This is a genomic window from Curtobacterium sp. PhB78 (assembly GCF_003751685.1).
Lineage (GTDB): Bacteria > Actinomycetota > Actinomycetes > Actinomycetales > Microbacteriaceae > Curtobacterium.
Window position 1 is genome coordinate 186,132 of sequence record NZ_RKIA01000005.1, and the last position, 11,224, is coordinate 197,355.

General features: G+C 70.8%; 12 protein-coding genes. 5 read left to right on the forward strand and 7 right to left on the reverse strand.

From position 1 onward, the window contains the following. Nucleotides 1-20: 20 nt before the first annotated feature. From EDF53_RS13095 to EDF53_RS13110, 4 genes are read right to left on the reverse strand one after another with little or no spacing between them, the layout of a single operon-like run. Complete coding sequence (locus EDF53_RS13095; RefSeq protein WP_123293980.1) at nucleotides 21-1,415, reverse strand: cellulase family glycosylhydrolase; 1,395 nt, start codon at nucleotides 1,413-1,415, stop codon at nucleotides 21-23. Next, nucleotides 1,415-2,398, reverse strand: a complete 984-nt coding sequence (locus EDF53_RS13100; protein WP_207906643.1) for a carbohydrate ABC transporter permease — start codon at nucleotides 2,396-2,398, stop codon at nucleotides 1,415-1,417. The genes EDF53_RS13095 and EDF53_RS13100 overlap by 1 nt, the downstream gene beginning before the upstream one ends. Beyond that, on the reverse strand, nucleotides 2,395-3,273 hold the full coding sequence (locus EDF53_RS13105; RefSeq protein WP_111084508.1) for a carbohydrate ABC transporter permease: 879 nt from the start codon (nucleotides 3,271-3,273) through the stop codon (nucleotides 2,395-2,397). Before EDF53_RS13105 ends, EDF53_RS13100 begins: the two co-directional genes overlap by 4 nt. Then, on the reverse strand, nucleotides 3,273-4,565 hold the full coding sequence (locus tag EDF53_RS13110) for an ABC transporter substrate-binding protein (protein ID WP_123293981.1): 1,293 nt from the start codon (nucleotides 4,563-4,565) through the stop codon (nucleotides 3,273-3,275). The genes EDF53_RS13105 and EDF53_RS13110 overlap by 1 nt, the downstream gene beginning before the upstream one ends. 115 nt (nucleotides 4,566-4,680) lie before the next feature. On the opposite strand from EDF53_RS13110, the gene EDF53_RS13115 reads away from it, so the two are divergent. The 3 genes from EDF53_RS13115 to EDF53_RS19395 all read left to right on the forward strand — a co-directional run bounded on the left by EDF53_RS13115 (nucleotide 4,681) and on the right by EDF53_RS19395 (nucleotide 6,391). Then, nucleotides 4,681-5,712: a LacI family DNA-binding transcriptional regulator gene (locus EDF53_RS13115; protein ID WP_123293982.1), complete on the forward strand. Its 1,032-nt coding sequence runs from the start codon at nucleotides 4,681-4,683 to the stop codon at nucleotides 5,710-5,712. Between the two features lie 91 nt (nucleotides 5,713-5,803). After that, nucleotides 5,804-6,136 (forward strand): hypothetical protein, encoded by a 333-nt coding sequence (locus EDF53_RS13120; protein WP_123293983.1) that lies wholly within the window; start codon nucleotides 5,804-5,806, stop codon nucleotides 6,134-6,136. Between the two features lie 102 nt (nucleotides 6,137-6,238). Beyond that, nucleotides 6,239-6,391: a hypothetical protein gene (locus EDF53_RS19395; protein WP_159572741.1), complete on the forward strand. Its 153-nt coding sequence runs from the start codon at nucleotides 6,239-6,241 to the stop codon at nucleotides 6,389-6,391. An 8-nt stretch (nucleotides 6,392-6,399) separates the two neighbouring features. Here the strand turns inward: EDF53_RS19395 and EDF53_RS13125 are convergent, their stop codons facing one another. From EDF53_RS13125 to EDF53_RS13135, 3 genes are read right to left on the reverse strand one after another with little or no spacing between them, the layout of a single operon-like run. Beyond that, on the reverse strand, nucleotides 6,400-7,263 hold the full coding sequence (locus tag EDF53_RS13125; RefSeq protein ID WP_123293984.1) for a DMT family transporter: 864 nt from the start codon (nucleotides 7,261-7,263) through the stop codon (nucleotides 6,400-6,402). 13 nt (nucleotides 7,264-7,276) lie between these two features. Beyond that, entirely contained in the window at nucleotides 7,277-7,939 is a 663-nt protein-coding gene (locus tag EDF53_RS13130) for a response regulator transcription factor (protein WP_111084503.1), read from the reverse strand. A 39-nt stretch (nucleotides 7,940-7,978) separates the two neighbouring features. Further along, complete coding sequence (locus EDF53_RS13135) at nucleotides 7,979-9,535, reverse strand: sensor histidine kinase (RefSeq protein WP_123293985.1); 1,557 nt, start codon at nucleotides 9,533-9,535, stop codon at nucleotides 7,979-7,981. Between the two features lie 133 nt (nucleotides 9,536-9,668). On the opposite strand from EDF53_RS13135, the gene EDF53_RS13140 reads away from it, so the two are divergent. Together EDF53_RS13140 and EDF53_RS13145 are read left to right on the forward strand one after the other, a co-directional pair. Beyond that, nucleotides 9,669-10,511, forward strand: a complete 843-nt coding sequence (locus EDF53_RS13140; protein ID WP_148058354.1) for a helix-turn-helix domain-containing protein — start codon at nucleotides 9,669-9,671, stop codon at nucleotides 10,509-10,511. Between the two features lie 101 nt (nucleotides 10,512-10,612). Next, nucleotides 10,613-11,194: a hypothetical protein gene (locus EDF53_RS13145; RefSeq protein WP_123293987.1), complete on the forward strand. Its 582-nt coding sequence runs from the start codon at nucleotides 10,613-10,615 to the stop codon at nucleotides 11,192-11,194. Nucleotides 11,195-11,224 lie beyond the last annotated feature (30 nt).

Below are 11,224 nucleotides of genomic sequence, written 5' to 3' on the forward strand. Positions count from 1 at the left end.
GGTCGGGGCGTGGTCGCGGGTCAGCGCGTGGTCGCGGGGTGCGCGACGCGGATGGAGGTGGAGTCCAGCTCGGCGGGCACATCGGCGCAGCGGTCGATGCCACGGGCGGCGAGCATCCCGGTGTCGCCGAGCCGAGACCGCAGGACGACCTGCGGGCCGCGACCGTCCGGTTCGGCCGACGCGACCGCGAGCCAGGCGGCGGCGAACCGTCCGCCGGGGGCGCAGTCGGCACGCATCCCGTGTCGGTCCGAGCCGTCGGGCAGCACGTCGTCGAGCACGAGCGCCGTGGCCGGCGGCGCAGCAGCGGTGTCGGTGGCGCCCGACCGTGCGACGGCCGCGAAGGCCTCTCCCGCGGGCTTGATCCGGCCGTCGTTGGTGAAGAGCCCGAGGTCGTACTCGAGCTCCGGGAAGTCGGCGAGCGACCTGGCGACGTCGTGCGAGCACCACCACGTGACACCGAGCACCTCCTGCGCCCCGAGCACGTGCCGGATGGTCTGCTCGGTGAACGAGGCGGCGTCCTCCGGGGCGACGACGTTGGTGGGCGCCCCGACTTCCTGCAGCCAGTTCGGCCGTGCGGGGTCGCGGTTCCACGCGGCGGCGAGCTGGAGCAGGTACTCCCCGTGCCGCACCGATCCCGGTCCGAGTGCGCCGTGCAGGGCGGCCGAGCCGTTGAACACCCACGAGTGCGTGACGGTGGCGTCACCGTGGTCCGCCGCGTGCTCCGGTCCGAACGGCTGCGCGTCGTCGTACCAGGCCGCGTCGTACTGCGCGACGGTGACCAACGGCCGTGGACGCGACCCACTGCCGGACGGAGCCGACGCGGACGAGTCGACCCGGGCCTCCAGGCCGGACGAACCTGCCGAACCTGCCGAACCGGGCGGACCGGACGCGAGCCCGGACCGTGCCGCCGCGACCATCGCTGCCGCCCACGCGTGCCCCTGCTCCGCCGTGATGTCGTGCGGGGCGGGGTGCGGCGCGTGCGCGAACTGGTTCACCTCGTTGCCGATGGTGATGCCGAGCAGGTTCGGCTTGTCCGCGACCGCTGCGGCGAGCGCCCGGACGTACGCCGCGGTCGACGCGACGACGTCCGGGTCGGTGAACATGTTCCGACGGTGCCAGCTGTCCAGCCACGACGGCACGAAGTCGAAGCTCGACAGGTGCCCCTGCAGGGCGTCGACGTTGACGTCGAGTCCGAACGAGCCGGCGATGTCCACGACCGTCGCGACGTCCTGCAGTGCCGACGCCCGGATGAGGGTGCGGTTCGGCTGGACCACCGGCCAGAGCGGGAAGATCCGCACGTGGTCGGCGCCGAGCGAGGCGATCGCCTCGAGGTCCCTGGCGGTGTCCGACGGTGAGAAGTCGAGCCACGAGTGGAACCAGCCAACCGAGGGCGTGTAGTTGACCCCGAAGCGCATCAGCCCTTCACACCGCCCTCTTCGACGCCCTTGAAGAAGAAGCGCTGCAGGACGGCGAAGATCACGGCGATCGGGATGAACGCGATCATGGTGCCGGCGGCGATCATGCGCTGGTCGGTCGCGAACGTGCCCTGCAGGTACTGCAACCCGACGGTCAGGGTGAGGTTCTCCGGCGACTGCAGCACGATGAGCGGCCACAGGAAGTCGTCCCACGCCCCGATGAACGAGAAGATCGCGATGACGGCGATCGTCCCCTGCACGGCGGGCAACGAGATGTACCGCAGCCGCTGCATCGCGTTCGCACCGTCCATCACCGCGGCCTGGTCGATCTCCTCGGGGATCTGCCGGAACGCGTTGAACATGAGCAGCACGTTGAGTGCGGCGATCATGCCGGGTAGGGCGACGCCGACCAGGTTGTCGGCGAGGCCGAGGTCCTTGACGGTGACGAACTGCGAGATGATCGTCGCCTCGCCGGGCAGGACGAGGGTGGCGAGGAACAGTCCGAGCACGAGCTTGCGGTGCCGCCACTGCAGCCGCGCGAGGGCGAAGCCGGCGAGCGTCGCGAAGACGATGTTGCCGAACACGTCGATCGCGGCGACGAGCAGCGAGTTCCCGATGTAGCGCCACACCGGGATCGCGGCGGCCACCTTGAGGTAGTTCTCGATGGTCGGCTCGGTCGGGATGAACGACGGGTTCGCGGTGTAGATGTCCTCGCCGGCGCCCTTGAGCGAGGTGGACAGCTGCCACAGGAACGGGCCGATCGTGATGAAGAGCACCACGATGAGCAGGACGTAGCGCACGACCTTCTCGCGGGTGGACATGACACCCCAGACCGCGCGACGGCGCTTGCGTCCGTCTCGTCCGTCTCGTCCGTTCGGCCGGGAGGCCCGTCCCGCGTCCGTCGCGCCCGTCACGTCCGGCGTCGGGCTGGCTGCACCGCGCGCCCCGCCCAGGGCGGGTTCGGTGGTCGTCGTGTTCGTCACTTGTCCGCCTTGCTGTTCATCCGCGCGAGGGCGAGCATCGGGATCAGCGTCACGACGAAGAGCAGGAGGCTCAGGGCGGACGCGTAGCCGAGGTTGCCGGTGAAACCGCGGGCGTACTGCTGGATGAGCATGACGAGCGAGTTGTCCTGCCCGCCGGGTCCACCGGTGCCGTTGGTGAGAATGTAGAGCTCGCTGAACACCCGGAGCGCGGAGACGCAGACCAGGATCCCGACGAGCGTCATGGTGCCGCGGACCCCCGGCATGGTGACCGACCAGAACCGGCGCACCGATCCGGCGCCGTCGAGGGCGGCGGCTTCGTGCAGGTCCTTGCCGACGTTCCCGAGGGCCGCGAGGAAGATGATCATGTAGTAGCCGAGGCCCTTCCAGACCGTCAGGCTGATCGCGCTGAGGAGCAGCAGCCACCGGTCGGTCAGGAACGGGACGCTGCCCTGCACGACGCCGAGCGCCTGCGCCATCTCGTTGATGACGCCGCGGTCGTCGAGGATCCAGGTCCAGATGAGCCCGACGACCACGGCCGACGCGATGACCGGCGTGTAGAACGCCGTGCGGAAGAACGCGATCCCCGGCAGCTTCTGCTGGACGAGCACCGCGATGAGCAGCGGCAGCACGGTCAGCAGGGGCAGGCAGATCGCCATGTAGATGACGCTGTTGAGCAGCGCCTCCCACACCTGCGGATCGGCGAGCAGGGTCTCGAAGTTCTTGAGCCCGACCCACTGGCTCACGCCCCCCAGCGGGCTGGCGTTCGTGAACGACAGCCGGACGGTGTTGATCGACGGCCAGAGGCTGAACGCGACGAGCCAGACGAGGGCCGGCAGGACGAGCAGCCAGGGCGTGAACCAGCGGTTGGCGCGCATCAGCCGTTGGCCAGCAGGCTGTTCATCTTGGTCTGGGCCGTCTGCAGCGCCTTCTCCGGCGCGACCTGGCCCTTCATGGCGAGGGCGATCTGCTGGTCGAGGAAGTCCGTCATCGCGGAGTTCGCCTCGACCGGGTTGAGGACCTTCGCGGTCTTCAGGGCCTCGTTCGCCAGGACACGGGCCTCGCCGTTGACGGTGCCGTCGTCCTTCGAGAAGTACGGGTCGGACTGCGACGACGTGGTCGACGGGAAGATGTTGACCTTGTGCGCGAACGCCTCTTGGTTCTCCGCGTTCGTCATGAACTTCGCGAACGCCTCGGCGGTGGCGAGGTGCTTCGACTTGGCGGACACCGACAGGCCCTGCACGTAGAGCGGCGGGGTGTCGAGGGCCGGGCTGACGGTGACCTTGCCCTTGAGCGACGGGTTGTTCTTCTCGAAGTCGGCGAGCGAGGTGGCGCCGCCCGTGGTCCAGGCGACCTTCTGCTGCGTGAACAGGGTGGAGTTGCCGAGGTAGTCGCTGTTCAGCACGTTCGAGGGCATGTAGCCGTCCTGGTATGCGTCCTTGTAGCGCTCGATCAGGTCGGCGGCCTTCGACGAGTCGGCGAAGGTGAACTTCGTGCCGTCCGCGTTGAGGACCTTCACGCCGGCCAGGGTGAAGTCGCCGAGACCGGGCTTCCGGCTCATCAGGTAGTCGGTCGGGCAGTTCTCGTGCATGGTCTTCGCCTGCGTGAACAGCTCGTCGGTGGTCTTCGGCGGGTTCTTCGCGTCGAGGCCGCACTTCGCGAACATCGTCGCGTTCCAGTAGTCGACGTCGGTGTTGAGGTACCAGGGGTAGCCGAACGTTCCGTCGACGCCCTTGTACTTGTAGGAATCGAGCGCGCCGGCGACGTACGTGCTCGCGAGCTTCGTGTCGTCCTTCGCGACGTCCTGCAGGAACCCACGCTTCGCGAGCGGCAGGGCGATGTCCGGCGGCAGGTTGATGACGTCGGGCAGCGAGTTCGACGACGCCTGGCTGAGCACCTTGTCGGCGTAGCCGTCGCCTGGCTGGTCCTGCAGCTTGACCTTCGCGTCGGGGTGGGCCTTCTCGAAGTCGGCGATCACCCCGTTCAGGTAGCCCGTGTACGTCGGCGTGAGCGCCCACGTCTGCAGCGTGATCGACCCGCTGATCTCCCCGCTGCCGGTGTCGGCCGCGTTGCCGCCGCTCGAGCAGCCCGTCAGGACGAGTGCCGTGGCGGCAGCTCCTGCGAGCAGCGCTGCGGCGCGGCTCCTCGTCGCACGTGTGGTGGTCCTCATGGCGTCTGACTCCCTCGTCATCCTGCGTGGTCATCGTGCTGAACCGGTTCAGTTCCTGTCCCTGAACCCGCTTGTGGCAGTGACTATGAACGACTAAAACGCTATAGTCAAGCCCGTGGCCACGAACCGTCGAACGACGATCTCCGACATCGCCGCGCGTGCCGGCGTGTCCGTCAGCGCGGTCTCCTTCGCCCTCAACGACCGCCCCGGCGTGTCCGACGAGACCCGCGAACGCGTCCGCGCGATCGCCCGCGAACTCGACTGGCAACCACACACCGCAGCACGCGCCCTGGGCGGCGCGAAGGCCGGCTCGATCGGCTTCGTGCTGAACCGGCCGGCCCGCACACTCGGCACCGAGTCGTTCTTCGGCGACCTGATCTCCGGCATCCAGCTCGGGCTCGCCGGCACCCACGTCGGGATGAACCTGCTCGTGGCGCGCGACGCGGCCGAGGAACTCGAGACCTACCGGGCGTGGTGGCGTGGACACCGGGTCGACGGCGTCGTCCTCATCGACCCGCGGCGCGACGACGACCGGCTCACCCTGCTCGCCGAACTCGGCATGCCCGCGGTCGTCGTCGGCTCCCACCCCTCACCCGAGGGCTCCGCACCGAGCGTGTGGATCGACGACGGCGACGCGACCGACACGGTCCTGCGGTACCTGCACGCGCTCGGGCACCGGCGGATTGCGCACGTCGCCGGGCGCCCCGAGTTCGAGCACACCGCCATGCGGATCGGCCGGGTCCGGGCCTTCGCGGCGGCCGAGGGGCTCACGGACGCCGTGTCGATCCCGACCGACTACTCGGCCGAGGCCGGCGCGAGTGCGACCCGGACCCTGCTGTCCCGCAGCAGCCGACCGACGGCGATCGTGTACGACAACGACGTCCTGGCGGTCGCCGGACTCGGGGTCGCGAGCGAGATGGGCGTCGCCGTGCCGACCGACGTCTCGATCGTGTCGTTCGACGACTCGGCGATGATCCAGCTCGTCCGGCCGTCCATCACCTCGCTGACCCGCGACACCGTGGAGCTCGGGCAGCGCGCGGCGACACTCCTGCGAGCGCAGATCGACGCCACTGCACCGCTGGCGTCACGGCCCGGACCACCACTGACCTTGAGCGTGCGGGAATCGACGGCGCGCGCGCAGCCCTGACCGCTCCCCGACACGCCGAGCGGCACGTCGGCGTCCGTCCACGGCGCGCGGCGGACTTGACTCCCGTTCGAACACACGTTCGAATACCGTCGTGGGACGGCGTCGCGAGAACCGGTGGCAGCCCCCGGAGCACCCGGAGGTCGAACGTCCGCGCGCCTACTCGCTCTCAGAGGACGCCCGCGGGCCCGACGTCTGCCACGCCGTCACCCCCGTGCCGGTCTGGGCGTGGATCCAGTTCCCGACATTCCACGTCCGAGTGAAGGCCTTCGCGAAGAGCTGGACCCGCGATGCCGTCATGGTCGAGTGGGCCCAGTTCGGACAGCAGGCGGACGCGTGGGTGTGGCGGTCCGCCGTGAAGCACCGCACCCTGCGCGCCGACCAGGCGGAGCGCGCGATGCGGAGTCCGCAGAACGCAGCGCGTTGACTTCTGCTCGCACCCCGAGGATGGTTTAGCGAACACCGGTTCGGCAAGTAACTCACTGATCGAGGCATTCGTTCGAGTGTCGCTCCGGGACGAGGAGGCACCATGAAGAACACAGCGGTGCCGTCCTGGGTCGCCCACGTGCTCACCCCGCCCGAGGTCATCAGCGCCTACGTCGAGGCCCGGGTCAACGATCCGGCCCTGCTGTCGGGCGAGCACACGGAACCCACGTACGCCGACTTCCTCGGCGACGAGTAGACGGTCGTTCAGCGGCGTCGGCGGCGCGCGGACAGCGTGACGCCGACGCTCGCAGCGGTGACGCACACCAGCGCCACCGTCTCCAGCACGGACAGCCCCTCGCTGAGCACCACGAGACCGGCCAGCGCGGCGATCGCCGGGCCGAGACTCTGCAGCACGCCGAACACCCGCGTCGGCATCCGCCGCAGCGCCAGCATCTCGAGGGCGTAGGGCAGCACGCTCGACAGCACCGCGACCGCGCCGAAGACGAGCAGGAGCAGGGGTTCGCGGGCCACGCCGTCGACCGCGGACGGGAGCCCGAACGGCAGCGACACGAGCATCGCGACCACCATCGACACCACCAGGCCGTCGACACCCGGGATCGCGGCGCCGACGTGCCGGTTCATCACGATGTAGCCCGCCCAGCACGCCGCCGCGAGCACGGCCCAGACCACGCCGCCGACCTCGGTCACGGCGCTCGGACCGGCTCCGAGCAGCACGACGCCGGCGAGCGCCAGGGCGGCCCAGAGCGCGTCCCGCCACCGTCGGGTGTGCACGAGGGACAGGGCGAGCGGGCCGAGGAACTCGATCGTCACCGCGACGCCGATCGGGATGCTCGCGAACGACAGGTAGATGAAGACGTTCATCCCGCCGAGCGCCAGCCCGAGGCCGACCGCGCCGAGCCACTGCGCGCGGGTCCAGTGCCTGATGCGAGGACGGACGACCAGCGCGAGCACCACCGCGCCGATGACGAGCCGGAGCGTCGCGGCCCCGACCGCGCCGACGTCGTCGAAGTGGGTCTTCGCGATCGCGGCCCCGAGCTGGACGGACACCATCGCGGTGAGGGCGAGCAGCGGAGCCGGGATCCGGTCGGTACCGCGGGCCTGGTTCATCCGCGGGACCGGCTCATCCGAGGTAGGCGAGCACGGCGAGGACGCGGCGGTGGTCCTCGCCGGTGTCCTCGAGCGCGAGCTTGCCGAAGATGCTCGACACGTGCTTCTCGACGGCGCCGGTGCCGATGACGAGGGCGCGGGCGATGGCCGCGTTCGTGCGACCCTCGGCCATCAGGCCGAGCACGTCGCGTTCGCGCGGGGTGAGCGCGGCGAGTGGGTCGCGCCGCCGGCTCATCAGCTGCGTGACGACCTCGGGGTCGAGCACCGTGCCGCCGGCGGCGATCCGACGAACGGCGTCGTCGATCTCCTCGAGCCGGGTGACGCGGTCCTTGAGCAGGTAGCCGATGCCCGTCGCACCGGCGGCGAGGACGTCTTCGGCGTAGGTGGCCTCGACGTACTGCGAGAGGAGCAGGACCCCGGTGCGCGGGGCGATCCGACGGGTCTCGACGGCGGCGCGGACGCCTTCGTCGGTGAAGGTCGGCGGCATCCGGACGTCCATGACGACGACGTCGGGAGCGCCGTCCGGCAGCGTCGCGAGGAACGCACGGGCGTCGGCGTACTGGCCGATGACGTCGATGCCGGCTTCGTCGAGCACGCGGGCCAGGCCCTCCCGCAGCAGGACGGCGTCGTCGACGACGACGGCCCGGATGCGTGCTGCATCCGGGCCGTCTGTCATGCCGACCAGCCTAGTGGGAGCGCGGGCGCTCCCGTGGGGTCACGACCGCGGGTTCGCCGTCGTGGGGACGCCGTTCAGGGCGCCGAGCGGGATCCGCGCTGTTGCCTCGGTCGGGCCGCCCTCGGGGCTCGCGACGACCAGGTCGCCGTCGAGCGCGCGCATCCGGCCGATCAGGCCCTCGATGCCGTGGCCCTGCTGGGGTCGTGCTCCGCCGCGGCCGTCGTCGGTCACGCTGACGGTCAGGTACCAGAGCCCGGAGGCGTCGACCACGAGGCCGAGGTACACCCCGGCGGTCGTGGCACCGGCGTGCTTCATGGTGTTCGTCAGGAGCTCGCTCACGGTGAAGTACACGTTGCGCTGGATCTCCGTCGCGAGCTCGAGGCCCTCGGGCAGGCGGACGTCGAGGCCGACCGGGATCGGGGTGCGGGCGACGAGCGCTTCGAGGGCCGCCACGAGCCCGCGGTCGAGCAGGATCGGCGGGGCGAACCCGCGGGACAGCGCACGCAGTTCGTCGAGGGCGTCCTGCGCGTGCTCGGAGGCCTCGCCGATCAGCTGCTTCGCCTTCTGCGGGTCCTTCTCGAACGCGCGTTCCGCTGCCGACAGGTCCATCCGGAGCCGCACCAGGCGCTGCTGAGGGCCGTCGTGGAGGTCGCGCTCGATCTGGCGCAGGGCCTGACCCTCGGCGGTCACGGCACCGGCACGGGAGGCCTGGAGTCCGGCGACGCGCTGCTCGAGCTGCTCGGCACGGAACCCACCGAGCAGACCGAAGTCCACCCAGTAGTGCGCGATGACCGAGCCACGGGCCCAGAGCGGGAACAGCACGACCGAGGCGGCCATCGACAGCAACCCGAGGAACCCGAACCCGACGACGGAGGTCATGTCCCACCCGAAGTACTGCGCACTCAGTCCGTTCGCGAACGCGACCACCGCGAGCCCGACGGGCCAGAGGAACCCGGCGAGCAGCAGGACGCCGGCGCCCACGGTGAAGAGCGCGACGAGCGGGTAGACGACCGCTGCGTGCAGCAGGTAGAGCCAGTAGTGCGGGTTGGCGACCGCGGAACCGGTGCGCGTCCACCAGTTCTGCTGCCAGCGGGGCGTCCAGTCCACCGGGCGGATCGGACGCCGGTCGGCCCATCCGATGCGGAGCTTCTCGAACTGTCCGAGCCACCGCGCCACGAACAGCGCGATGAAGAACATCAGCAGCACGAACGGGTTGAACAGGTCGCGGAAGCCGCCGCCGAAGATCGCCGCGGGGAACGCGAAGTAGAGCGTGCAGAGCAGCACCCCGGTCAGGGCCATGTAGCCGAAGTCGCGCGGCAGGCGCTTCCACGACTCGCGGTAGAACGCGCCGGCGGTCATGCCGGAGCCCGCACTACCGCCCCGGCCGCCACCCGGCGCCGATCCGTTCGGCGGGGTCGCTCCCCACGACGCTGGCGGCGTCTGCTGGTCGTGCTGTCGCGGGTACTGCGGCATCGGCTTGGTGGCTCCAGGTGGGACGGAGTCGCCCAGCGGGACGGTCTGGGCCTGGTCGGGCGAGGGCGTGACGTCGTCCAGCGGGACGGTTCGCGCCTGGTCGAGGCGGTCGGTGTCGGTCATGACTCCAGCCTCGCGATCGCGGGGCCGTTCCCCCATCCTGCCCCCTCCCCACCCCGGGTGGGGTTATCCCCCCTCTCCACAGATCTCCCGAGGCCGATCGTCACGGGACGGCCCGCAGGACATGCTCGTGGTGATGGGCGACGCACTCCGAGCACTGATCGACGCCGTCGGCCTCGAGGTCGGCACCGGCGAGGAGGTCCGATCCGACGACGACCGCTGGACGCTCGATCTCGATCCGGACGGTACGCACGCCTGGGTCGCGACCCGGCACCGGCCGGTCTGGCTCCACCGCGACGACACACTCGTGTTCATCGAGGCTGGTGGAGCCGCACTGGTCGAGCAGCACCCGACGACGTCGATCGGCTCCGACCCCGAGCGGCACGGTCCGCCTCGAACTGCTCCTTCGTACGACTTCCCGCACGAGGCCCTGTTCGCCGACACCGGCGTCGTCGTCGGATCGGCGACGCTGGGGCCACTCGCTGCCGAGGTCCTCGCGCTCCCGTCGATCGCCACCACCCAGCCCGCGGGCTTCCCATCGGCGGACGTCGTGCTGGCGCTGCGTCACGTCGGTCACCTCGACGGCGGCCGGTGGCACGGCGTGCAGCAGGATGCGCTCGCGCGACTCGTGGTCACGACCGTGCTCCACGACAACCCACCGCCGTTGCTGCGCGACAACAGCCTGGCGAGGGTCCTCGACCGGCTCTTCGACCCGGCGGGCGGGCACTCGACTGCGGACCTGCTCGACGGCGTCGGCATGTCTCCGCGCACCCTCGAGCGTCGGTGCACCGAGACCACGGGCTGCACGCCGGCCCAGCTCGGGCGGTGGTTCCGGAGCCTCGGCGTCCGGAGTGCACTCACCCGGGGTGACCGTCCCGCCGAGGTCGCTGCACGCTTCGGCTTCAGCACCGCCGCCTCCATGCGACGCGCGCTGCAGCGGGTCCGCGCACCGGAGACCGACCTCCCTCGGAGGTTCTGACGGTTCTGGTTCACGAATCCCGCGGTTCGCGAACCAGGACCGTCAGCCGCCCGGACAGAACATGCTTTCCCCGCCGCGCGGGCTGCGCGTAGTGTGCGGGCATGCAGAACATCACGGGGGTTCGGGTGGTCTCGGCCGCGGCGGTCGTCGCAGCGGTCGCGTTCGGGGCGCGCGGACTGGTCGGGACGATCTGGCTCGCGCCGTGGGACCTGCCGAACGGGCTGCTCCTCGTCGCCACGGTGCTCGCCGGGCTGGCGGGCGCGGTCGTGCTCGTCGCCGCGGTGCGCGCTCGGGACCGTCGGGCGCTCGCGTTCGCGGTGTCGGTCCTGGCGTTCGCGCTCCTGTGGCCCGCGCCGGGCTGGGCCACCGCGGTGCTCGTCGTCGTCGCGCAGGGTGCACTCGTGGCGTTCGGCGTGCTGACCGTCCGAAACGAGGACGGCGCGCAGCGGGCCTTCGGCTGGGTCGTCACCGTGGCGGCGTCGCTGTGGTTCGTCACCGCGCTGCTGTCGAACGCGGTGCTCCTCACGGCGCTGCCGCAGGAGGCACTCGGCATCGCGTACTCCGTCCCGGGGCTGCTGCAGACCGTGGCCTACCTGGCGGCGACGGTGCTCGTCGCCGTCCCGCTCCTGCGTCCGGTGGGTCGGGGCGTGAACGCGCTCTGGGCCTCGGCCGAGGTGCGCTGACTCCGCAACGACGCTGAGACCGCAGGGCCG